At 39.7% G+C, this 23209-nt stretch carries 19 protein-coding genes and 5 tRNA genes; 19 read left to right on the top strand and 5 right to left on the bottom strand.

The features are described from left to right. Positions 1-28: 28 nt before the first annotated feature. The 6 genes from Q9R36_RS24075 (at position 29) to rocF (ending at position 1757) form a co-directional block, all read left to right on the top strand. Positions 29-113 (top strand) — tRNA-Tyr (locus Q9R36_RS24075). 74 nt (positions 114-187) lie between these two features. Further along, a tRNA-Gln gene (locus Q9R36_RS24070) sits at positions 188-262 on the top strand. Between the two features lie 6 nt (positions 263-268). After that, positions 269-341 (top strand) — tRNA-Lys (locus Q9R36_RS24065). 52 nt (positions 342-393) lie between these two features. Beyond that, positions 394-468 (top strand) — tRNA-Gly (locus tag Q9R36_RS24060). 6 nt (positions 469-474) lie between these two features. Next, positions 475-550 (top strand) — tRNA-Ala (locus Q9R36_RS24055). Between the two features lie 310 nt (positions 551-860). Continuing rightward, a complete protein-coding gene (rocF, locus tag Q9R36_RS24050) occupies positions 861-1757 on the top strand; it encodes an arginase (protein ID WP_009795852.1) in 897 nt (298 codons plus the stop codon). 36 nt (positions 1758-1793) lie between these two features. Here rocF and Q9R36_RS24045 read toward each other — a convergent pair whose 3' ends face one another. Next, a complete protein-coding gene (locus tag Q9R36_RS24045; protein ID WP_022543224.1) occupies positions 1794-1952 on the bottom strand; it encodes an aspartyl-phosphate phosphatase Spo0E family protein in 159 nt (52 codons plus the stop codon). A gap of 186 nt (positions 1953-2138) precedes the next feature. Between Q9R36_RS24045 and sigW the strand changes: the two genes are divergently transcribed. From sigW to glmS, 6 genes are all read left to right on the top strand, one after another. Further along, a complete protein-coding gene (gene sigW / locus Q9R36_RS24040; protein ID WP_009795680.1) occupies positions 2139-2702 on the top strand; it encodes an RNA polymerase sigma factor SigW in 564 nt (187 codons plus the stop codon). 69 nt (positions 2703-2771) lie between these two features. Continuing rightward, positions 2772-3410 (top strand): anti-sigma factor family protein, encoded by a 639-nt coding sequence (locus Q9R36_RS24035; protein ID WP_035403448.1) that lies wholly within the window; start codon positions 2772-2774, stop codon positions 3408-3410. Positions 3411-3637: 227 nt separating this feature from the next. After that, positions 3638-4465 (top strand): diadenylate cyclase CdaA, encoded by an 828-nt coding sequence (gene cdaA, locus Q9R36_RS24030; protein WP_009795682.1) that lies wholly within the window; start codon positions 3638-3640, stop codon positions 4463-4465. Further along, complete coding sequence (locus tag Q9R36_RS24025) at positions 4458-5792, top strand: CdaR family protein (RefSeq protein ID WP_009795683.1); 1335 nt, start codon at positions 4458-4460, stop codon at positions 5790-5792. The genes cdaA and Q9R36_RS24025 overlap by 8 nt, the downstream gene beginning before the upstream one ends. Positions 5793-5828: 36 nt before the next feature. Continuing rightward, on the top strand, positions 5829-7178 hold the full coding sequence (gene glmM, locus Q9R36_RS24020; RefSeq protein WP_022543227.1) for a phosphoglucosamine mutase: 1350 nt from the start codon (positions 5829-5831) through the stop codon (positions 7176-7178). A gap of 444 nt (positions 7179-7622) precedes the next feature. Beyond that, entirely contained in the window at positions 7623-9425 is a 1803-nt protein-coding gene (glmS, locus tag Q9R36_RS24015) for a glutamine--fructose-6-phosphate transaminase (isomerizing) (protein ID WP_253615982.1), read from the top strand. Positions 9426-10375: 950 nt separating this feature from the next. Here the strand turns inward: glmS and Q9R36_RS24010 are convergent. Then, positions 10376-10456, bottom strand: coding sequence for a YnfA family protein (locus tag Q9R36_RS24010; protein WP_311226016.1), 81 nt, complete (start codon positions 10454-10456; stop codon positions 10376-10378). A 657-nt stretch (positions 10457-11113) separates the two neighbouring features. Here Q9R36_RS24010 and Q9R36_RS24005 point away from each other — a divergent pair. The 7 genes from Q9R36_RS24005 to Q9R36_RS23975 all read left to right on the top strand — a co-directional run bounded on the left by Q9R36_RS24005 (position 11114) and on the right by Q9R36_RS23975 (position 20990). Then, positions 11114-11965, top strand: a complete 852-nt coding sequence (locus Q9R36_RS24005) for a TnsA endonuclease C-terminal domain-containing protein (protein ID WP_311226015.1) — start codon at positions 11114-11116, stop codon at positions 11963-11965. Beyond that, positions 11956-14115 carry a Mu transposase C-terminal domain-containing protein gene (locus Q9R36_RS24000; RefSeq protein ID WP_311226014.1) on the top strand — a complete coding sequence of 720 codons (2160 nt, stop codon included), beginning with the start codon at positions 11956-11958 and terminating at the stop codon, positions 14113-14115. The genes Q9R36_RS24005 and Q9R36_RS24000 overlap by 10 nt, the downstream gene beginning before the upstream one ends. Continuing rightward, entirely contained in the window at positions 14108-15760 is a 1653-nt protein-coding gene (locus Q9R36_RS23995; protein WP_311226013.1) for an ATP-binding protein, read from the top strand. Before Q9R36_RS24000 ends, Q9R36_RS23995 begins: the two co-directional genes overlap by 8 nt. Before the next feature lie 6 nt (positions 15761-15766). Further along, positions 15767-17674 carry a TnsD family Tn7-like transposition protein gene (locus tag Q9R36_RS23990; protein WP_311226012.1) on the top strand — a complete coding sequence of 636 codons (1908 nt, stop codon included), beginning with the start codon at positions 15767-15769 and terminating at the stop codon, positions 17672-17674. A 171-nt stretch (positions 17675-17845) separates the two neighbouring features. Beyond that, on the top strand, positions 17846-18559 hold the full coding sequence (locus tag Q9R36_RS23985; protein WP_311226011.1) for a type II toxin-antitoxin system PemK/MazF family toxin: 714 nt from the start codon (positions 17846-17848) through the stop codon (positions 18557-18559). Positions 18560-18777: 218 nt separating this feature from the next. Continuing rightward, entirely contained in the window at positions 18778-19971 is a 1194-nt protein-coding gene (locus Q9R36_RS23980) for a hypothetical protein (RefSeq protein WP_031539048.1), read from the top strand. Beyond that, positions 19968-20990 carry a hypothetical protein gene (locus tag Q9R36_RS23975; RefSeq protein WP_311226010.1) on the top strand — a complete coding sequence of 341 codons (1023 nt, stop codon included), beginning with the start codon at positions 19968-19970 and terminating at the stop codon, positions 20988-20990. Before Q9R36_RS23980 ends, Q9R36_RS23975 begins: the two co-directional genes overlap by 4 nt. Before the next feature lie 230 nt (positions 20991-21220). Here Q9R36_RS23975 and Q9R36_RS23970 read toward each other — a convergent pair whose 3' ends face one another. From Q9R36_RS23970 to Q9R36_RS23960, 3 genes are all read right to left on the bottom strand, one after another. Further along, positions 21221-21973 (bottom strand): helix-turn-helix domain-containing protein, encoded by a 753-nt coding sequence (locus Q9R36_RS23970; RefSeq protein WP_311226009.1) that lies wholly within the window; start codon positions 21971-21973, stop codon positions 21221-21223. A 13-nt stretch (positions 21974-21986) separates the two neighbouring features. After that, entirely contained in the window at positions 21987-22535 is a 549-nt protein-coding gene (locus Q9R36_RS23965; RefSeq protein ID WP_311226008.1) for a GNAT family N-acetyltransferase, read from the bottom strand. A 95-nt stretch (positions 22536-22630) separates the two neighbouring features. After that, the gene (locus Q9R36_RS23960) at positions 22631-23140 is read right to left on the bottom strand and encodes a hypothetical protein (RefSeq protein WP_311226007.1); all 510 of its coding nucleotides are present in this window, start codon (positions 23138-23140) and stop codon (positions 22631-22633) included. Positions 23141-23209 lie beyond the last annotated feature (69 nt).

Raw genomic sequence — 23209 nt, 5'->3', positions numbered from 1 at the left:
TTTCCTTTACTTATCTGTAATGGAATGTGGAGGGGTAGCGAAGTGGCTAAACGCGGCGGACTGTAAATCCGCTCCCTCCGGGTTCGGCGGTTCGAATCCGTCCCCCTCCACCATTTTGAATAAAAACTGCAGATTTGGACAATCTTATAAATGTCCTTTTTATTTTGACCGGCAGGTCATTGATCAATGGGCTATAGCCAAGCGGTAAGGCAACGGACTTTGACTCCGTCATGCGTTGGTTCGAATCCAGCTAGCCCAGCCATTTTTTGAGCCATTAGCTCAGTCGGTAGAGCATCTGACTTTTAATCAGAGGGTCGAAGGTTCGAGTCCTTCATGGCTCATCATAGCAGGGCAGGCCTTAGGTTTTATACCCTAAGGTTTGTCTTAATGAATGCGGAAGTAGTTCAGTGGTAGAACATCACCTTGCCAAGGTGGGGGTCGCGGGTTCGAATCCCGTCTTCCGCTCCAATATACGGGGCCTTAGCTCAGCTGGGAGAGCGCCTGCTTTGCACGCAGGAGGTCAGCGGTTCGATCCCGCTAGGCTCCACCATTACTACATACATCTTACCTTAAACTCTGCCGGGTTTAAGGTTTTTTTATGTTTAAAAATGTTATAACTTCTAACAGCTGTACATGAACATCGAATCTAAATCTGTAGCAGCTTGTGTTATCCGCGGGTGATCATGCCATTTTCGTTATAATTCATGCTGCCGATTCCCCAGGAATTTACCTCTATCTTTTTATCCTTTTGATTTTTCAGAAAAGTACGCATATATATGCATGATTTTGTCGAGTTGAGTCATTGCTTTGAAAGCGGTTAAAATGAAAGCAGAACAGGGGTGAAGGAGGAACATAGAGAGATGAAGAAACTATCGATTATCGGGATGCCGATGGATCTTGGGCAAATGAGGCGAGGTGTTGATATGGGGCCAAGTGCTATCCGCTATGCCGGTGTAAATGAACGTCTGAAATCTTTATTTGAGCACATTCATGATCTGGGTGATATAGCGATTGGACGCCCGGAGGTGGAGATAGATCCAGATACCAATCTGAGGAATCTTGAGCTTATTGCAGATAAGACCGGCCAGCTGGCAGAAAAGGTTGATGAAGTAATCAAGGGCGGTTCATTCCCTCTTGTGTTAGGCGGGGACCACAGCATTGCCATCGGGACGCTTGCAGGTGTGTCGCGGCACTATAAAAACCTCGGCGTCATCTGGTATGATGCCCATGGAGATCTGAATACAGCAGAAACATCGCCTTCCGGGAATATCCATGGCATGCCGCTGGCAGCTTCGCTGGGCATCGGCCATCCGCTTCTGACCGGGATTGGGGGCTACTCACCGAAGGTAAAGCCTGAGAACATCGTCATCATCGGAGCAAGGGCCCTGGATGAGGGTGAGAAAGAGCTTGTGAAGGAGAAGGGCATCAAAGTATATACAATGCATGAGATTGACAGGCTCGGGATGGCAAGAGTGATGGAAGAAGCAATTGAGTATCTGAGGGACCGGACTGATGGGGTTCATTTATCATTGGATCTGGACGGGCTGGATCCCAACGATGCACCAGGCGTGGGGACTCCAGTCATAGGAGGCATCAGCTACCGTGAAAGCCACCTGGCGATGGAAATGCTTGCAGAAGCGGAGCTGATCACTTCCGCTGAGTTCGTGGAGGTCAATCCGATCCTCGATGACAAGAATAAGACGGCATCTGTAGCCGTTGCGCTGATGGGATCGCTTTTCGGCGAAAAGCTCCTTTAAAGAAAGAAACAAAAAACGGTAACTTGATTTTTCAAGTTACCGTTTTTTGACCAGATGATTGTATTTGTTCAGCAATGAATCCAGCCTTGTACTGGCTTCAATTACATGATGGCTGGACAAAGAGGTACGGGAAGCCAGTTGGACCATTTCCTTGCGGCACTTTTCAATATCCTGCAACAGTTCTTGAATGCCCATTCAAAAAAACCTGCCTTTTCCTCAGCTTAATTAGTCCCTTTATACCCCATTTAAAACTTTTTAAACATGAAGAAGTAAATTTTTGTTAAAATAATAGTTATTGAGAAATTTTATATAAAAAACGAAACCTTTTCCGCTATCGATCCGTAATATCGTATAGCCGCATTAGAGCGGAGGTAAATAGAAATGGAAGCAATCGTAAAGAAAAGGATCAAACAGGTATTAAAAGGCGACCAGAATGCTTTTGGGGAAATTGTGGAAATTTATAAAGACAAGGTGTTCCAGCTTTGTTTCCGTATGCTCGGCAACCGCCATGAGGCGGAGGATATTGCACAGGAGGCTTTCCTGCGCGCATATGTTAATATTCAAAGCTTTAATATCGACCTGAAGTTTTCCACCTGGCTGTACAGAATCGCAACCAATTTATGCATTGACCGGATCAGGAAGAAAAAGCCCGACTATTTTCTGGATGCGGAGGTTGCCGGGACGGACGGATTGACGATGTATTCGCAGATTGCAGCGGATACCAGACTGCCCGAGGAAGATGTAGAGAGCCTGGAGCTTCAGGAAACCATTCAAAACGAAATTTCCAAGCTTCCTGAAAAATACAGGTCAGTAATTGTGCTGAAATATATCGAGGAGCTTTCTCTCAACGAAATAAGCGAGATTATGGACCTGCCGCTCGGGACGGTTAAGACCCGCATACACAGGGGCAGGGAAGCTTTAAGAAAGCAGCTGCGTCATGTGTAGAGATGAATGGCTATGCCATCTTCTTTTGCAAAAATGAATTCAGCTTATCATTTTAAGAGGGTGAGAACTTTGAAATGTCCAGCAGAGATTGTCGAGTATATGCACGAGTATCTAGATGAAGAGATCTCAGCCGAGCATGAACAGCAATTAAGGGAGCATTTGAGCAGCTGCGACGAATGCCGCTCTTATTTTCATGAATTAAAGAGAGCTATTGCACTAGTGCAAAGCACTTCACATATACAAGCTCCGTCAGGCTTCACAGCTGGTGTGATGGCGAAGCTTCCAAAAGAAAAGAAGCAGGTGGGCTTCCAGCGTTGGTTCAGGCATCATCCCCTGCTTACTGCTGCTTCCCTGTTCCTCATCCTTATGATGGGAAGTGTCGTCTCCACCTGGAATAAGGACCATAATTTTTCGGTCTCCAAACAGCCGAACCTGATCGTCCAGAATGACACGGTCATCGTACCGGAAGGTGAAGTAATCAAGGGTGATGTGATTGTCCGCAATGGCAAGATAAAAATCGAAGGCCAGGTCGATGGCGATGTGACCGTCATCAATGGAGAGCAGTATATGGCTTCTGCAGGCCAGGTGACTGGTGATATCAAGGAAGTGAATGAAGTGTTTGAGTGGCTCTGGTATCATATCAAGAGCCTTGGCAAAGATCTTGTGAATGTGTTCGATGAGAAAGAAAAAGAGCCTGCAGCAGGCTGATTGAATAGAGAGAGCAAATCCCTGTCAAACTAGAAATATCCGGCTGAGCCGATATTCATTTGGCAGGGATTTTCTTTTAGATGAATGAGAAGGCACGCCAAGAGCTTTGCAATATATCCCATGTCCATATCATTGGTTTTCAGAGTATTTATGATATAATATGTGAGTTACATACATTGAAAACAAAGCTTATGCTTTTTGGAAAAATATATTTGGAGGAAGGGATAATGTCGTTTGCAGATTTCTCAATTTTGAAATACCTGGCTAATATTGTTGACATTCTCCTTGTTTGGTACGTCATCTACAAACTGATCATGATTGTGAGGGGCACCAAGGCCGTACAGCTCTTGAAAGGGATTTTTGTCATTCTGATCGTCAAGGTGATCAGCGATAAATTCCAGCTGCAGACACTTGGCTGGATGATGGAACAGGTTCTGCTATGGGGGGTCCTGGCCATTATCATCATCTTCCAGCCTGAGCTCCGGAGGGCGCTTGAGCAGCTGGGGAGGGGAAGATTCTTTTCGAGAAGCAGCTCCCAGGAAGAAAATGAACAGGAAAAGATGGTGGATTCCATTACAAAGGCCGTTGATTATATGGCTAAACGCCGGATTGGCGCCCTGATTTCGATTGAGCGAGAAACAGGGATGGGCGATTATATAGAAACAGGCATTCAGCTGAATTCAAAAATATCATCAGAGCTCCTGATCAATATTTTCATCCCGAATACACCTCTTCATGACGGGGCGGTCATTATCCAGAGGAACTGTGTGGAAGCTGCAGCCTGCTATCTGCCGCTGTCTGAGAGTCCGTTCATTTCTAAGGAACTTGGCACAAGGCACAGGGCCGCCCTGGGAATCAGTGAGGTCACAGACAGCCTTACCATCGTTGTATCTGAAGAAACGGGAAGCGTCTCACTGACTAAAAACGGTGAGCTTCATAGAAGCCTGAGCTCTGAGGCATTCAAGGAGCTCCTATCCAATGAATTGATTGTCAGCCAGAAGGCGAAACAGTCTTCTTCAGCCCGCTGGAATTGGAGGGGGAAGAAAAATGGATAAGCTGATTGATAAGCTGGTGGACAACAGGTGGTTCATGAAAGCTGTGGCCCTTGTTCTGGCTTTGCTCCTTTTTGATGCTGTCTATGATGGATCCGACAAATCGGGCGAGGTTAATGTTCCCGGGGATCAGGACACTGAGCTTATTGAAGATGTCCCGGTCAAATCCTATTATGATACCGATAATCTTGTCGTCACCGGAGTTCCGGATACTGTGGATGTGAGGGTGTCAGGGCCGAAAAGCCATGTCCAGATCGCCAAGACGCAGCGGGACTTTGAAGTATATGTAAATTTATCTGATGCTGAAGTTGGCGAAAAGCAGGTCCGGATCCTTGTAAGGGACATTTCGGATCGCCTCGATGTAACAGTCGATCCGTTATATGCTACAGTCTCTATCCAGGAGAAAGTAACGAAGGAGTTCAAGGTAGAGCCTGAATTCAACCAGTCCCTGCTTGGAGACGGATTCACATCCGGAGCACCATCTGTTAAGCCTGAAACTGTTAAAATAACGGGTGCCAAGGACGTAGTCGACCGCATCAGCTATGTGAAGGCAGCTCTCGATGTCAAAGGTCCGATAGAGGAATCTGTCACAGGAGCTGCAAGCATCAGGGTGCTCGACAGGGATATGAATAAGCTGAATGTAGCTGTCGATCCAGAGACGGTAGAGGTTACCGTGTCTGTGAAAAGCCTCGCTAAGACCGTGCCGATCGATGTCGTCCGGAAAGGTTCACTGCCTTCGGGTGTGACGCTTAACAGTATTGATCTGGATACAGCTGAGGCGAGAATCACCGGAAGCGAAGAAGCGCTCGGCCAGACGGAAAGAGTTAGGGTTGAGATTGACCTGGGCAAGATCACCAAAGATGGTGTTCAGACCCTTCCGGTCATCATCCCGGACGGCATCACATCTGTCGATCCGAAGACAGTAGAGGCTTCCGTGGATGTGACAGCTGAAAGCCAGGAAGATCAGGAGGACGCCGGCTCAGAAGCAGAAGAAGATGAAGCTGAGACGGCGACTCCTCCTGCGGAAGAAACAGAGAAGGATGAAACCAAAACCTTCTCGAACCTTCCGATTGACCTGACTGGGGCAGCAGAAGGATATACCGCTGCTTTCGCTGATGGATCAGGGAGAACAAATCTGTCTGTCCAGGGGCCGGTCAGTGTGGTCAATGGCCTTGGTTCTGCAGATTTCAATATATTCGTTGATGCAAGCAGCCTGTCAGAAGGGGAGCATAATGTGCCTGTAAAGGTGACTGGCCCCGATAATGTAAGCTGGAAGCTATCAAGAGAAACAGTAAAGATTTCTATCACTCAAAAGAATGAAGAAGCTTAAATATAATGTCACTATGGTTAGAAGGAGCGATTTTTAATGGGTAAATATTTCGGTACCGATGGAGTACGAGGGATTGCAAACAGTGAGTTGACCCCGGAGCTGGCTTTTAAACTGGGCCGGTTTGGCGGATATGTGCTAACAAAGAATGAGGAACGCCCAAAAGTATTGATCGGCCGCGATACACGCATATCAGGGCATATGCTGGAAGGAGCCCTTGTAGCAGGACTGCTTTCCATTGGAGCTGAAGTTATGCGCCTCGGCGTCATTTCAACGCCTGGAGTAGCGTATCTGACAAAAGCCCTTGGTGCACAGGCAGGTGTCATGATCTCAGCTTCCCACAACCCTGTAGCTGATAATGGGATCAAATTCTTCGGGCCTGATGGCTTTAAGCTTTCAGATGATCAGGAGCTGGAAATTGAAGCTCTCATGGATAAGGCAGAAGATGAGCTTCCGCGTCCGGTAGGGGCAGACCTTGGCCAGGTGAATGATTATTTTGAAGGCGGACAGAAATATCTTCAATATTTGAAGCAAAGTGTTGATGAAGACTTCTCAGGCATACATATTGCGCTTGACTGTGCGAACGGTGCTACATCTTCACTGGCAGCACATTTGTTTGCAGACCTTGATGCCGACCTTTCGACAATGGGCGCATCCCCTAACGGTCTTAACATAAACGATGGCGTAGGATCGACGCATCCTGAAGCGCTTTCGGCCTTTGTAAAGGAAAAAGGGGCAGATGCCGGATTTGCTTTTGACGGCGACGGAGACCGTTTGATTGCTGTAGACGAAAATGGCGACATCGTTGATGGAGATCAAATCATGTATATCTGCGGAAAATACCTGAAAGAGCAGGGCCGTCTGAAGCATAACACAGTTGTATCCACAGTCATGAGCAACCTGGGCTTCTACAAAGGGCTTGAAGCAAACGGCATTGAAAGCATCCAGACTGCAGTCGGAGACCGCTATGTGGTGGAGGAAATGAAAAAAGAGGGCTACAGCCTTGGCGGGGAGCAATCCGGCCATATTATCTTCCTTGACTACAACACAACCGGTGATGGACTTTTGACTGGCCTTCAGCTTGCCAATATCATGCAAGCGACCAAGAAGCCGCTGTCAGAGCTTGCGAATGAAATGAAGAAGTTCCCGCAGACGCTCGTCAACATTAAAGTTACAGACAAGCACCATGTAACAGACAACGATAAGGTTCATGCCGTGATTACAGAGGTTGAAAATGAAATGAACGGAAACGGACGCATCCTTGTCAGGCCTTCCGGCACTGAGCCATTGGTCCGTGTAATGGCTGAGGCGCCAACAAAGGAGCAGTGTGAGGCCTATGTGGAACGCATAGCCGCTGTTGTCCGCGAGGAAATGGGTTTAAAGGAGTAATGGAAGGGAAGATATGCATAGAGGAACGCTTTGGCGCCTCTATGCATATTTTTTTATATGGAGCCCCAAAGCTTCATGGGAAAATGTGTATTTTTTATGATATCAGTTGACGGATTCTCACGTAGTGATGTATGATTATCCTGTTTTTGCAAACCATTGTGCAAAGCATATTCAATAATAGAAAGGTGGGTCGTCAGGGTATACTTTTAAAGCGCCTGAACTAGCCATGAGAGGGCTAGTTGACGAGGAGGAGGTTTATCGATTTTTCGGCGGATGCCTCCCGGTTGAGCAAGCACAACCGAAAATCCTTCTTTAAAGCATCAAGGCAACTTGGTGGACAAAGAGAGGGATATGCTTCTGAACAAACAAAAACTAGAGATAAGGGGGCAAGTATGCCCTCTAAAAAAGGCTTCTTGCCCCCTTTATTAGGGAGGACACAGAAGTATGTGCGGAATTGTAGGTTATATCGGAAACACTGATTCAAAGGAAGTATTATTAAAAGGCTTGGAAAAGCTTGAATATAGAGGCTATGACTCAGCAGGGATCGCGGTCATGAACGAAAACGGTGTTCATGTTTTCAAGGAAAAAGGCCGCATTGCCGACCTGCGCAGCATCGTTGATGGAGATGTGGAAGCCCACACCGGGATCGGACACACGCGCTGGGCGACACATGGCGTACCGAGCAAAAAGAATGCCCATCCTCACCAGAGTGCAGGCGGGCGCTTCACGCTCGTACACAACGGCGTTATTGAAAACTATGACCAGCTGAAGCGCGAGTTCCTGAGCGGAGTAGAGCTTCAGAGCGACACTGACACAGAAGTCATCGTTCAGCTGATCGAGCTGTTCGTAAATGAAGGAGAAGCAACAGAAGATGCTTTCCGCAAGACGCTGCGCCTGCTGAAGGGCTCTTACGCTTTGGCGCTCCTTGATGAGCAGAATGATGAAACAATCTTTGTAGCGAAGAACAAGAGCCCGCTCCTTGTCGGCCTTGGCGACACATTCAATGTGGTTGCGAGCGACGCAATGGCTATGCTTCAGGTGACAGACCAGTATGTCGAGCTGATGGACAAAGAAATCGTCATCGTCAAAAAGAACGAAGTCATGATCCAGGATATGGACGGGCAGATCATTGCCAGAAATCCTTACACAGCAGAGCTGGATGCCAGTGATATTGAAAAAGGCACATACCCTCACTATATGCTGAAGGAAATCGATGAGCAGCCGCTTGTGACACGCCGCATCATCCAGAAATACCAGAATGCAAGCGGGGAGTTGGTCATCGACCAGGACATCCTTGATGCGATGAATGAAAGCGACCGGATCTATATCATTGCAGCTGGTACTTCTTATCATGCCGGCCTTGTCGGCAAGCAGTTCATCGAAAGAATGGCAAAAATTCCGGTAGAGGTCCATATTGCCAGCGAATTCGGCTACAATATGCCTCTTCTGTCAGAAAAGCCGCTATTCGTCTTTATTTCACAGAGCGGTGAAACAGCTGACAGCCGTGCCGTGCTTGTAAACATCAAAGAGATGGGATATAAAGCACTGACAATCACGAATGTACAGGGATCAACCCTTTCCCGTGAAGCTGACTATACACTGCTTCTTCATGCAGGGCCGGAAATCGCGGTTGCTTCAACAAAGGCATATACTGCCCAGCTGGCTGTTCTTGCCATCCTGGCAGAAGTAACAGCGAAGAGCAAAGGGCTTGGATTGCCATTTAACCTGGTTCAGGAGCTTGGAATCGTTGCTAATGCTATGGAGGTCCTCTGTGACGGCAAAGAAGAATTTGAAGCGATTGCCCGTGAATACCTGGCAACAACACGCAACGCTTTCTTCATCGGCCGCGGTATTGACTTCTATGTGGGCCTTGAAGGCTCACTGAAGCTGAAGGAGATTTCTTATATCCAGGCTGAAGGCTTTGCCGGCGGAGAATTGAAGCACGGCACCATCGCCCTGATTGAGGACGGTACACCAGTCATTGCCCTTGCTACACAGGAAAGCGTCAACCTGAGCATCCGCGGAAACGTTAAGGAAGTTGTATCCCGAGGCGCCAACCCATGCATCGTCAGCATGAAGGGGCTTGAGCAGGAAGAAGACCGCTTCGTTATTCCAGAAGTAAATGAATTATTAACACCTCTTATCTCTGTTATACCATTGCAGCTGATCTCTTATTATGCTGCCCTGCACCGCGAATGCGATGTAGACAAACCGCGCAACCTGGCTAAATCAGTTACGGTTGAATAAGCGGATTTAGGATTATATATCGTTTGTCTAAGGAGGCTCCTTTCTGGATGCCTCCTTTTTGCATAGTTGGAGAAAAGTAATTGATCAAATGTTTAATCAAGGGCAGCAATTATATGCTGCCACCGTATACAAGATTTTAATTAAACGTTTGATTAAGGAAAGCAAATGGACGGCTGATGTTGAATCAGAATAAAGTTTGCAGAATGAGAAAAAAGTCTGCATAAGAAGAAAAAAGTTTGCACGAAGTCTCGTGGGTGTATCCATAGTATGGGTATATTCACGGGGTTTTTTTATGTTTTTTATAGGCTAGCAAAGGTTTTTCGTGGGGGTTAAGGTATCCCTTTCGGGTTAGATAATATCTAAGAATAAAGACATCACAAGGGGTGTTCGTGTATCACTTTGAATGAGTAGTAATAGAACCAAACCAATTAAGGAAAGCCCACGTCCAGCAACGTGCAACACGCCACAAGCAAGGTTCTCGCCCATAAAAAAACAAATAAATATATAAATAATTAGGCATAGGTCAATTTGGTAAGTATGGGGAATGGCGGTGGTACAGGGGAAACCGCAAGGTATAGTAGAGTGCTCCATCTTTCAAGGGAAGCCCACGTCCAGCAACGTGTAACATGCCCCAAGCAAGGTCCTCGCCCTTAAAAATAAATATATATAAATAATTAGGTATGGGGTCAGGAGGTAAGTATGGAAACGGCGGTGGTACAGGCAAAACCGTAAGGTATAGTAGAGTGCTTCATCTTCCAAGGAAAGCCCACGTCCATGAAGGTATACCGTGCTTCAGACATAAGCACTCGCCCATAAAGAAATTATTAAAAAATAAAAATAAATAATTATGTATGGGTAACGTGGAAAGTATGGGATTGACGGTGGTATATGAGAAACCGTAAGGTGCTATGTATGAGGCCGATGGATTAAAGGTATCTTCGATACCTCATTTATTGGCGAGGTGCGAATATCATTACTGAAACACCCACTAAACAGATACCAGCATCTATCCAATCGTATAAATAAGGTATACCCCATCCTCAAATACGGAAGGACTCCTCCATAGCAGCATATACTCCGCATGGGAATGTTCGAAATGTAGTAATTACCACCTTATTACGCCAAGGCAACTCCTCCGAAAACACCCCATTAATGGCTTATCTTCTCTTAACCATAGCCAATTAAGATCCCCCTCCACCAATTTCGGCAATTCCAACAAATTTAAAAAATACAATTGCATAGGCACCAGATTAGAAGGCAAGAATCGGTTATGGTACAGGGGGCACCGTTAGGTGCCCTAATTGGGTTTTGGTCACTCCCCTAGTATGGTGGTCTCTCCACTATGTTTAAGCAAACTTTATTCTTATCTTTTTTACTTTTAGAGTTACTTTTCGGCTGAAAATGGGCAAATCTTTGAGCAAACTTTATTCTCATGAAATAAGTTGGGTAATGCCTTTGAAGTCAGATGTGGCAAGGGGTGAACGTGATTCCTCGCTTCTGCAAACTTTATTCTAATTTAACATAGTTACAAAAAGTTATTTGCAGTAAATATCTTAGGAGATAGAAGAATGATAATAATGTTCCCTTAAAATCATAAAAAAGATTGCTGATGGATATTGAATGTGTCTAACCGGCCCGATAGAATCGAGTTACTAAAATTCACCTTATCGTAGTAGAGGAAGTGGAAAATGACTAAACGCAATCAATCTTGGAATGAGAATAAATATAATCGGTTTGTTAAAGAAGGACGGGGAAAGGGGGCAGGTAAGGAATATAAACCATGGTTGACTATTCAGGATTTTCCTTCTATGGGGAGAGTATCACGAATACTAGGGTGGAAGAGTGGCAGGATACATCATTTATTTTCAGATTTGCAGGCTCGCTACTTTTATATGCTGGAGTGGGAAGATACAGTTGTTGACATTCGAGAACATTATCCCCTTTTGGACCTTGAAGATACTATTCAACATAAATCAGATTTGAATTTCAAACTATTTACAGATAAAGATAGTGGATATCCATATACACTAAGCACTAATTTCCTAATAACTATAAACAGAGCAGATGGAGTTAATTTGTATTTAGCACGAAGCATAAAAATGGCTTCAGAACTTGAGAAGAAAAAGACATTAGAAAGATTAGAGATTGAACGCAGATATTGGACAGAAAAAGGAATAGACTGGGGAGTTGTTACTCAAAAAGAAATTTCTAATGTGCTTGCAAAAAATATTGAATGGGTGCATTCCTGCTTATATTCATATGCTGAAAGAGGTTTTACACAGGATGAACTGATTTATTTAGGCAACTCTTTAATAGAAAGATTAGTAGATGCCAAGCATTCAATTAGACAGATTACTGCTGACTTTGACAAGGAATTTAATTACGATTCAGGAACAGCGTTGTTTGTGTTTAAGTTTTTAATTGCTTCCAAACAGATTGGGATAGATATGACTAACCAAATTGACGTAAATCTATCCAATCCAACAATAGAAGTAAAGCCACGAGTTACGAATGAGGAGGTAAAAAGAAAATGCTTGTAGTTAATAATCTTATTTCCTTTACTGATTCAGAAAACGAGAAAGTAGTAGAAAGGGTATTATGGGTTAATAAAGAACATGATTATGGGTATTTTTTTAATATTCATACCACCTCTTTGCCCTATGAAAGGAATATTTCAGAAGTGGAAGAGGGGCTTAACAAGGGTAGCATAATTCTTGTTGAAAAGGACCCATTCAGTCGGTTGATAAATGAAAATGATATTCCTGAAAAACATCTGTCCTTACGTAACAGTACTTGGGAAATCATAAAGGATATTGTGAAGTTGGAGCCATTTGTCTACCACCCTGCAGAAAGAAGAAAATTAATTCTAAAAAAGAGTGAAGCCCACAATATTCATGAAAGTACTGTTATCCGCTATTTAAAGAAGTATTGGCAACGCGGTAAAACAAAAAATGCCCTTTTACCTGACTATTATCTGTGTGGAGGTAAAGGTAAGGAAAAGAAGGCTAGTGAGGTAAAAAGAGGAAGGCCTAGAAAGCATGGACAGGTAACAGGCGAAGGAATAAACATTGATGAAAATATCAAAAAAATATTTAGGTCTGCCATAAACAAGCATTATTACTCCTCTACCGAAAAATCACTTACTCTTACCTACGAACTAATGTTAAAAGAGTATTTTAGTATGGATAGTAAAGTGAAAGGAAAAGTGGAAATACCAGTAATAAAATCCTATGGAGAGTTACCATCACTAAATCAATTTAGGTATTGGTTTGAAAAGGAAAGGGATATCAAAAAAGAAATTAGCCAAAGAAAAGGTCGGAAAAATTATGAACAAAACCATAGAGCAATTATAGGTGAGTCGACGACAGAATCATTAGGCCCCGGTGCAATTTATCAGATTGACGCAACAATAGGCGATTTGTACTTGTTATCAAGATTTAATCGTGACTGGATAATTGGAAGACCTGTAATCTATTCCGTAATGGATGTTTATAGCAGAATGATAGTCGGTCTTTATATTGGTTTAGAGGGTCCATCTTGGGCTGGTGCAATGATGGCTTTGGCTAATGCTGCTTCTGATAAAGTTAGTTTTTGTCGGGACTTCGGAATTGAGATTGAAAAACATGAGTGGCCAGTCGCACACCTTCCAGAATCTATCTTGGCTGACCGAGGGGAATTAGAGGGAAGTAAAGTTGAGCCCCTAATTAATAACTTCGGAATAAAAATTTTAAATACACCTTCGTACAGGGCTGACTTAAAGGGAATAATTGAACAACATTTTCGAGTGACCAATACAAGAACGAAGGCTTTTCTACCGGGTTCGGTAAAGCCTGTTAAAGAACGTGGGGATCGTGATTACCGTTTGGAGGCACAGTTGGATATTTACCAGTTTACTCAAGTGATTATCAAATGTGTTTTATATCATAATAATCAACATTATCTTACAAACTATCAGCGTGAAGAAATGATGGTGGAGGACGGAATAGAGTCTATTCCACTACAACTCTGGGAATGGGGGATAAACAACAAATCAGGAAAGTTACGTCATGTTTCAGAAGATGTTGTAAAACTCAATCTCATGCCAACGGGCAAGGCTACAGTAACTGCAAAGGGGATTGCGTATAAAGGATTACTCTATGGTTCAAAACAGTCTTTAAAGGAAAGATGGTTTGAAAAGGCACGGAACCGGGGCACTTGGAAAATTGAAATAAGTTATGATCCAAGAAATATGGATTATTTATATTTACGGGATGAAAATGGTTTGAGTTTTGATAAATGCTTTTTATTGGAACATCAGCAACGATATAAGGGCAAGGTAGTTGAAGAAATTAATTACTTGCTAGAATACGAAAAACTGAAAGAAAAGCAGCACAAGGAGAAAGCAATACAGTCAAAAGTTGATTTAAACACTGAAATTGAAGAGATTGTAAAGCAGGCAAAAATGGAAACATCTCAAAAACAAACGGATGTAATTAGTAAAAGGGGCAGAATAGGGAGCATTCGGGCAAACCGTGCTGTTGAAAAAATGATACAACGTGATGAAGAGGCTTTTGAATTAAATAAAGTTAATATAGAAAACTCTAAGATTGTTCCTTTTAATCAATCAGAAAGTGATGAATTTATGGGGGATTCAGGGTTTGATTTGTTGTTGAGAAAGCAGAAGGAGGCTTTAAAAAAGAAAGATGAATAATATTATTATTCCAAATGGTAGTGATGCTGTTATTGCTAAATACGGGGAACAGGTGATTGAGGAATATAGTGGTAATCCTTTCATAGAGGCACTTCCTTCAATACTTTCTACAGAGGAAGCCATTGAAAAAATGGCTATATATGCTGAATACAATCCAAAAGAAAGAATACTAGATAAACATTATCGCATTCATTTAGTACAAAGATTATTCCAATGCTTTCAACCGTTATGGATACACTTGGACTTAGAAAGTAGAATTTCCAGAGTAATTCGTCAGGGATATTTGGCAAGAAATCCTTTTCGAGCCGGTTATGCACAGGGCTTGCAGGAAGGACATCGAAATATCAAAGGATTGCAAAGTGAATTAAGCAATAACAGTATTTTTAGAACAACTGCAGCAGGATTTACGATAATCGGTGTGAGTGGCATGGGAAAAACAACGGCTATAAATAGAATTTTATCATTATACCCTCAAGTTATTGTTCACAAGGACTATAACGGATTAAATTTCAGTATGTATCAACTTGTATGGCTTAAACTTGATTGTCCATTTGATTCTTCCTTGAGAGGATTAGCATTAGAATTTTTCCGTAAGGTAGACGATTTGTTGGGAACGGAGTATCACAAAAAATTTGGGCTAGGTAGAAAAACAATAAATGATATGTTAGTAATTATGTCTCAAATAGCGAGAAACACAGGGCTGGGTGTTTTAGTTATAGACGAGATTCAGCATTTAAGTAAAGCAAAAAGTGGTGGGGATCAAAAAATGTTGAACTTTTTTGTAACACTAGTTAATACAATTGGAGTTCCAGTTATTTTAGTAGGAACACCCGCTGGATTGTCTATTTTGCAAAGCGAATTTAGACAGGCAAGGCGGGGAAGTGGTCAAGGAGATATGATTTGGGATAGATTAAAAAACAACCAAAACTGGGAGTTATTGATTAATGCGCTTTGGGGTTATCAATGGACCAAGAAGCAGATTCCTTTAACAGATGATTTTAAGAATACATTGTATGAGGAAAGCCAAGGTATTATTGATATCGCGGTAAAACTTTACGCCATGGGTCAAATTGAGGCCATTATGACAGGTAGGGAAGAAATAACACCAGAAACCATTGGTCAGGTGGCTAATAAGCATTTACAACTTGTTAAACCAATGATTCAGGCTTTGAAGTCGGGCAACATTAGTAAGATTGCAAAGTTTGAGGATATCAGTACAGTGGATGTAGATTTTTTAGGATTTATGGATAGAGAAAGGGCTTCTATTGATTTGCAAATGAAGATGGAGGCAATAAAAAGAACGCAAAAGAAAAAAGAACAAGAAATGAGTATATCCATAAAAGAAAAGGCAATTTTGAAACTTATAGAATTGGATTTTGAACCAAACGAGGTTCAAAAGGTTGTAGAGGAAATTATTGAAAAAGAGGGGAATTTGGATATCAACGAACTGGTTGTGAAAGTCATTCAGAGAATATCCGCTTCAAATAAACGAAAGAAAAGGCCAAAGAAGGAAGAATCTTCGGTAGTGAATGATATAAGGAATTTAGTTATTGAGGGACGAAAAGAGAACAAGACAGCGTATGAAATTCTTAGTAATGGTGGCTTTATTAAAAGTCATGAAAACGATTTTGGTCGGACAGGGTGATGGGAAATGATGACCTTCTTTCCTGTCCCGTATAAGGACGAACTTTTATATAGTGTTTTGGCGAGATACCACATACGTAGTGGAAACGTAAGTATCAAAGCGACACAAAAGGATGTATATGGAACGGACAGTATTACAGCAATAATGGACTTGCCTTCTCATATCTATCGTATTATGGAAAACCTTCCTGTCGGGCATCATTATACACCCGAATACCTAATTACAAATCATACACTGTATCCATTTTATGCTGCTTTCCTGCCACCTGACCGTGCTGCTAAAGTAAAAGAATCTATGATTGGGGATAATGGGGGCAGCATTTATAATAGGATTGGTTTGATGGCAAGTTCAATTAAGTTGAATCAGTTCTTTAAATTTTGTCCCCAATGTGTTGAGGAAGAGATGAATAACCTTGGAGAATTGTATTGGCATAGAATCCATCAAATACCGGGAATTCTTGTTTGCCCAGATCATAAGACGCCACTGTATGATAGCCAAGTCCCTGTTAGGGGTTATAACAAACATGATTATAGATTGGCCGCTACTGAAACTTGCAAAATAATTACTTGGGAATCAAATTACACTGATAAAACCATGGAAAAGGTAATCCATATTACAGAAGATATTAAATTTCTGTTAAGTAATAAGGTGGAAAGTAAGTCGTTGGACTGGTTTAAAGAGCAGTATTTAAGTAGGCTAAAAGAACTTGGTTTTGCAAATGTAAACGGTAGGGTAAGAAATAAAGAATTGCTAGAGTCCTTTTTGGATTTTTATGACCATGGATTACTGGAAAAAATGCAATCAGATATCAATAATAATAACAATTGGCTAAATGATGTGCTTCGTAGAAACAATAGAAATACTCATCCCTTAAGACACCTATTATTTATGCAGTTCCTCGGAATTTCCATTTCAGATTTTTTAAATAAAAAAATCGACTATAAACCGTTTGGAGAGAAACCGTGGCCATGTTTGAATCCTGTTGCTAGTCATTATTTAAGCCCCGTTGTTACCGACATAGAATTAAAGTATGGCACGGATAGTAAAAGTCCCATTGGGATATTTAGGTGCGATTGCGGATTTATTTACCTCAGAACGGGTCCTGATCAAGAAGAGAAAGACAGATACAAAATAACCAAGATTAAGCAATTTGGCCCTGTATGGGAAGCCAAATTAAAACAATTTACTAGACAAAGACTAAGTTTAAGGGAAACAGCAAGGCAATTGGAGGTAGACCCAGCCACAGTCAAAAAATATGCTAAGAAATTAGGTTTACAAACATATTGGATAAAAAGAAGTGAGAAAGAGGATAGGAGTATAAATCCTATTAAGCATGATTCTCCTTTTGAGAAGAGAGAAGGATGCAGAAGAGAATGGCTTAATTTAAGAAAACAGTATCCGCGCAGCAGTAAAACAGAATTACGCCAATTTAACAATAGTTTGTTTACATGGTTGTACCGTAATGATAAGGACTGGTTGAATCGAAACTCTCCTAAATTAAAATCAACGGTCAATGATAATCATAGGGTTGACTGGGAGCATCGGGATGAGGAAATTTACGAAAATGTAAGGGGTGCTGTCAATGATATGTTATCTATAGAGAAGCCCATACGTATTACTATAAGTTCAGTAGGCAGTAGAATTGGAATTAGACCATTATTGGAAAAACACCTTGATAAACTGCCAATGACAAAAGAATATTTGGAGGAACAAACTGAGAGTATTAAAGATTTTCAAATTAGAAGGTTACAATGGGCAGTACAGGAGTTGCAGGATAATGGACAGGATTTAACATTATGGAGAATATACCGTAAGGCAGGAATTAGAGAAAAGTTCCAGATGGAACTACAGGAAGAAGCATTAAAATTAATTGTTGAGAAGAATAACTGCACGCTCCACAGGTACCATACTTAAGGACACAAATTACAAAATATATACAACAGTGAAAAGCAGGATTTATTTCCTGCTTTTATTTTATTTTTGATGTCCTTTGATTTCGCCAAAACAAGATTTCTACTTTTATATTCACAATTATTACGATAAGATAAGATAGTAAATTATATACAAGATTTGGGAGAGGTTGGATTGCGTACAAAAAAATATAAGACTAAATTGAAATCTTTTAAGGGTATTCCAAATGAAAATATACCTAAAATGCATGAAGATATACAGTTAATAAAAGATAGTAATGAACTTTTATCAGAACTATTTAATGAAATTATGAAGAAAAACCAATATTATGGTATTCGTTGGTTAGTTGGTTTAGAGAGATATGTCAAAGACCAATCAAGAAATTTACCGCATCTCTTTAGGAGAAACTTATCCAGAGGCCATATAGTAGAAGTAGAGTTATTTGGACATTTTAATAAGGAATTAACTTTCTTACATCCTGCAGTAGTATTATATGATAATAATAAAGGACAACTTCTTGTAGCACCAATATCTACTGGTAAGTATGGTGATACCGATCCTCTTCATATTGATGTTGATTCGGCAGATGGATTGAATCATGGAAGTGGAATTTGTCTAGAGGCTATTCGTGGAGTAGATAAAAATAGGGTGTTATTTCAACATGAAAAAAATGGGAAAAAGGCTAAGGTAAGACCTGAAGTGCTTGATAAGATTGATTTAACAATTATGGAGCACTTTATGCCTAATATGTTTCATAAATTTACAGAAATAGAAAGCAAATTAGCGGAAGAGCAAAAGAAGAATGTTGAGTTATTAGAAGAAATTGAAGATTTGAAAGAGCAATTGAAACAAAGTGCCTTGCAAACAACCGCTGCAACAATTGAATAATAAAATATTGCAAAAAGATGGAATATGTAGTACACTATCGGTATATAATATAGTATGTTGTGCCTTAGCGCACCGCGTAACTGAGCGCATTCAATGTTTGGGAACATTGAGTCATAGCACTCCGCGCAACTGAGCGCACCGTTCCCAAAGAACCCTCTTCATCGTTGGATGAGGAGGGTTTTTTCGTACATAGAAACTTTTAACGTGGGGGTGTTGGAATGGATAGAAAATGGAAGTCTAGGGAAGATATTTTTAATTATCTAGAAGAGTATTCTCAGAGTACTAAAGAACAAATTGATAATTATAAAATGAAAAATACACTCTTAAAATCATATGTATTTGAAACATTTGATCAGAGCCTATTTGAGTCTTCAAATGTTTTAACTGAATCCATGAATGTTCAGAATTTATTTGGGGATACAAAACATTCCCTTCAACAAATAGATGAAGAACTGTTTATATTAAATGAGAATGATAAATTAATCGGTTTTATAGAGCAAATAAACTCTCGATTCTGTACTTTATATACAACGGAATCCTCAAAGTATTCGGATCATCTTGCGACAATGTATGTCAAAAAATCTTCAATACTAGATTCGTTGTGGATTTCAGGTAAGATGTATGACAACTTTTTAGAAGAAATTACTTCAATTCATCACCCTGAACGTTTTACTAAAATGAAATTTGAGTTCAATGCCATGTTTGAGAAAAACTTTCAGATTCAAGATGAAATCATTGAACACAAAGTTTCCTCAGTATCATTAGTAGAAGAATTAGGTGGTATAGTTGATAAACTTAACGGAGTTAGAAAATACTTTTCTTCTTTTCACTCAGTTGGAAGTTTACGGTTTCCAAGCCATGTAGGAAAAGGTGGTCATGATGTTTACCAAAATGGTAAATTCACAAATCGTTCGGATAGTTTCTCAGACCATAGAATGCAGTTAAAACAAATTGTTGGCATTTATCAAAATATGACAGAGCGTTTGGAACAAAAAACTTGGATAGAAGTAGAGAACATAAAAGGAAAAGATATATCGGTAATCAATTCATTTAAAGCGAGTCCTGTTACAATTAGGTTTAATAAACCGTTAAGCAGTTTCGTTTTTAATAACTTTATTGAATATACCTTTCCCAAAGGAAGAGAGCCATTTAAAATTTATGGAGAAATTAAAAGGGTAAGTGAGGAACGGGTTCACATTTACGGGGTAGACCTTCACTTATGGCAAAATGTTGTTTTAGATTTAAGCACAGAAGAATTTATCTTATTTCTTCCAAAAGGTACTTGCGGGAACACAATACATCGACTTGTAACAAATATTCAGAGATTTTTAGACCCACAAATTGATGTATTTATTGGAGATTATCCTTATGAGGGTATATTAAACCAAGTAATAGGTGGTGAAGATTATTGAATTTAGATTTGAATCCGTTATTTCAACTTAATTTATTGATTCATTTATGCCTTCCCTACCCTAAAGGTTCTAATTTTTATCCATATTTCAACAGAAAGGGTTACACATTAAAACAAATTGAAAAGCCTATTTCACTAGAGCCAGGTAGTATAAAAATTCTTAAAGAATTATTTGAACCCAAAAAAGCAGTAACACCAGAAGTGGTTTTATATAAAGACAGTAATAATGAATATTTATTGATTGAATGTAAGGTTCAGAATTTTGATATTGATTGGACCCATCATGGGACAAGGCAGGCTGCTGGTTACCTAAGTCTCACACCTGAACATTTAAAAGATTTTTTGGGGTTAGAAAGTAAATCAAAAATAAATGCAAAAATCATGTACGGTGTTAGTCAACAAAATCAAAAAAAATTAACCACTACATTGGATTCCATAAGTAATATTATTAAGGATAAATTAGGACAGGTTATGCAGCATGATGTATTTGGGATAGAAGTTAAACCTGATGGATTATATCTTTCGGTACTTGAGGGCAAAAAACTGGATAGTTATAAAGTAATAAATGAAAAAGCCTTATTGAATAAGAGTTTAATATATATTGTTCCTGTTGATATCAACGGCCAATTAGAGAAAGAAAATGAAGACATTTTACAAACACAAGTAAGAAATTCATTAAGGAGTATAATTGGCAAGAATATTGGATCACAACCATTTTCGTTTAATAGCACAAGCATTTGTGAAAAAATAAACCCTGTTTGGGGTCAATTGCCTGCTCCATTTAAAAATAAGATGAAGCGTTGGGTTCATAATAATACTAAAGAAGTTATCGAGCAAATCGTTCAAATGGGTGTAAGCATTACAGTACACGAACAGAATTACTCATTTGGTTCTGTTGACGATAAAAAGGTAAAAAGTGTAAGAAGATATTTGCTTTCAGATAGATTTATTGAAACTGGAAGTCATATATTTGAAAGTTCAGAACAAATGACAATCGATGAATTTTTAGATGTTGTTTAGGTTATATTAGATATCCACTTATTATAAGTAATCATAATAATATATTTTTCTTGAAATATAGATAAAATGAAATCCGTGAAATTTATTTCATTAAAGATAATTTTTAACTCCTATATTTGAAGTTGTGTCATATAATTGCTTATAACTAAGTAAAAGAGCACATCCCTTGCATTTAGGATATGCTCTTTTCGCATTGATAAAAATATTATAATTGAGTGTCATTTCAATACCTAATATGTACTTTCTTCTAGCCTTTTTAGTGCCTTCTCATATGCTGCGTTTCTTTCTTTTTCTTCCCAATCGAGCCTTTGTAATATTCGTTGCCAATATATATTTCCCTCATCTGCATAAGATTTAGCAGTTTCCCTCCATAAAAATGCTTCAGCCTCTTCAAGGACAATATAGTGTCTACTATAAATTTTAAAGTGAGGCATACCATCTTCTTTGATTAAACTATAAATTGTAGAAGGGCTTGTCCGAAAATGGTTTGCTGCTTCCTTTATAGTCAAAACAGTTCTTCCATAGTAACTTTCCTTGTCTTTCGTTGCATAGTTTTTTATTTCATTTGAAAAACTTGCCAATTCCTCTCTGATTATCTTTCGAAGTATTTCATCAATCATAGTAGGTTCCTCCCTTGTCTTTTGAAAGTCGGCAATTTCAGATTGAACTGATTTAACATCCCAATTTTTATCTGGATCAGTCCAGCCAAACTTTTTATAACTCTCAATTGTTTCCTTAATTTCATTTTCATCTAGTATTATCCGAGATTTAACTTTTCGATGTGGCATTGCTCTTGATAGGGTCAATTGTCGAATTACGGAAGAACCAATACCAGTTAACGAGGATACTTCTTTAATAGTTAGATATTTTTTAATTGGATATTTTTCACTCTTGTTTAATTTATTTACTGAAATAGATATTTCATCTTTAACGATGGTTTCCAAAAGGTGCTCAAATGAAAAACTACTTAACTTTTCCCCCATTTATAGACCTCCCTTATTTAGAATTTTTCCATTTTAAATCACCTATTTTTAGGCTGTCTTTACTATTTTCAGCCAAGATCACTTCAAAATTGTGCTTCTTATAAAAATGAACTAGTCTTTCTAAATGGTCAAAATCAACACTGGATATCCAACCAGTGATACTATCTATATTCCTTTTTTTTGCAATCTCAATAAGGGTGCTAAGTAGTATGCTTCCATAACCGTGGTTAGAAAGATATTCTTCAATTTCAATATCGGCTAAAGAAATATCAGTAAAGTCATCGTTGAAAAATGCTTTTAAAACTGGATCAGGGTGGAGAATCCCTTTATTAGTTATTACTCTAATTCCAAGAAAAATTATAGTTTCGTCCTCCTTGGGAGTTTCTTCATAAAAGTGCCTATATAGAATTAAATTATGATCTCCTTTTTGGCCTCTTGAAATTATTTCAAAACCTTTTTTTGTTATATTTTCAGTTTGATAGTTTATCTCAAATTCAATATTATTTTTTCGTTTTAATGGTGAAATTTTAGTTCTGCTAAAAATTTGATCAAATATATTCATCAGTAGCCTCCTAATTCAATTTTTCGAGTTTATGTACCACTTTTATTGTGTGCTGTTATATATAGAATTTTGGAATATCGATTCCTAGAGTGATTTTATGAAAAATAGTCTTTAGAATGTTTTAGTAAGGATAGCCCAGCATTCTCATATCTTGCTTTAATATTGGTTTGATCCCAGTTTAAAGGCATTACTCTTCGAGAAAGATTCTTATGTTCTTCTGAAGTAACTGTTGCTGTCCAAAGGTACTGATTTATGATATTCCTAACGAATTCTTCTGTAAGACTTCCTTCTATTGCTTTTTGTTCGCATATATCTTGTATGTATTTCTTCTTTGGAATAAGATGCTCGTACTCTAATCCTTTAACACTATGATTCTTGAGAACTTCTAATGCTGCTGGTGTTACATAGTCAGTAGAATATCGCTTGTCATTCCACTTTTTAGGTAGGTTTCTTGTGGCTAAATTGATATGTAAATTTGCGAGAAATTTACCCTTACCTTCGTGAATTCCCTTCATAAAGAGTTGATCATGAAATGGGAGATTACAAAGGAATTGATAATACTTGTTTGCCAAAATATTTATAATACTATCTCTGTCATATGCCATTAATGTTCTCCTTATATTAGATCAATTTTATTTCTTCTCTCTTTCAATTATAAATGAAATTAGTTCTAA

The organism is Bacillus sp. AG4(2022) (genome assembly GCF_031844465.1).
In the GTDB taxonomy this organism is placed as follows: Bacteria; Bacillota; Bacilli; order Bacillales; family Cytobacillaceae; genus Bacillus_AB; species Bacillus_AB infantis.
This window is presented reverse-complemented; position numbering and strand designations above follow the sequence as displayed.

Coding starts and splice junctions, on each gene's coding strand:
- rocF (WP_009795852.1), top strand. CDS start 861: ATGAAGAAACTATCGATTATCGGGATGCCGATGGATCTTGGGCAAATG.
- Q9R36_RS24045 (WP_022543224.1), bottom strand. CDS start 1,952: ATGGGCATTCAAGAACTGTTGCAGGATATTGAAAAGTGCCGCAAGGAA.
- sigW (WP_009795680.1), top strand. CDS start 2,139: ATGGAAGCAATCGTAAAGAAAAGGATCAAACAGGTATTAAAAGGCGAC.
- cdaA (WP_009795682.1), top strand. CDS start 3,638: ATGTCGTTTGCAGATTTCTCAATTTTGAAATACCTGGCTAATATTGTT.
- Q9R36_RS24025 (WP_009795683.1), top strand. CDS start 4,458: ATGGATAAGCTGATTGATAAGCTGGTGGACAACAGGTGGTTCATGAAA.
- glmM (WP_022543227.1), top strand. CDS start 5,829: ATGGGTAAATATTTCGGTACCGATGGAGTACGAGGGATTGCAAACAGT.
- glmS (WP_253615982.1), top strand. CDS start 7,623: ATGTGCGGAATTGTAGGTTATATCGGAAACACTGATTCAAAGGAAGTA.
- Q9R36_RS24005 (WP_311226015.1), top strand. CDS start 11,114: ATGACTAAACGCAATCAATCTTGGAATGAGAATAAATATAATCGGTTT.
- Q9R36_RS24000 (WP_311226014.1), top strand. CDS start 11,956: ATGCTTGTAGTTAATAATCTTATTTCCTTTACTGATTCAGAAAACGAG.
- Q9R36_RS23995 (WP_311226013.1), top strand. CDS start 14,108: ATGAATAATATTATTATTCCAAATGGTAGTGATGCTGTTATTGCTAAA.
- Q9R36_RS23990 (WP_311226012.1), top strand. CDS start 15,767: ATGATGACCTTCTTTCCTGTCCCGTATAAGGACGAACTTTTATATAGT.
- Q9R36_RS23980 (WP_031539048.1), top strand. CDS start 18,778: ATGGATAGAAAATGGAAGTCTAGGGAAGATATTTTTAATTATCTAGAA.
- Q9R36_RS23970 (WP_311226009.1), bottom strand. CDS start 21,973: ATGGGGGAAAAGTTAAGTAGTTTTTCATTTGAGCACCTTTTGGAAACC.
- Q9R36_RS23965 (WP_311226008.1), bottom strand. CDS start 22,535: ATGAATATATTTGATCAAATTTTTAGCAGAACTAAAATTTCACCATTA.
- Q9R36_RS23960 (WP_311226007.1), bottom strand. CDS start 23,140: ATGGCATATGACAGAGATAGTATTATAAATATTTTGGCAAACAAGTAT.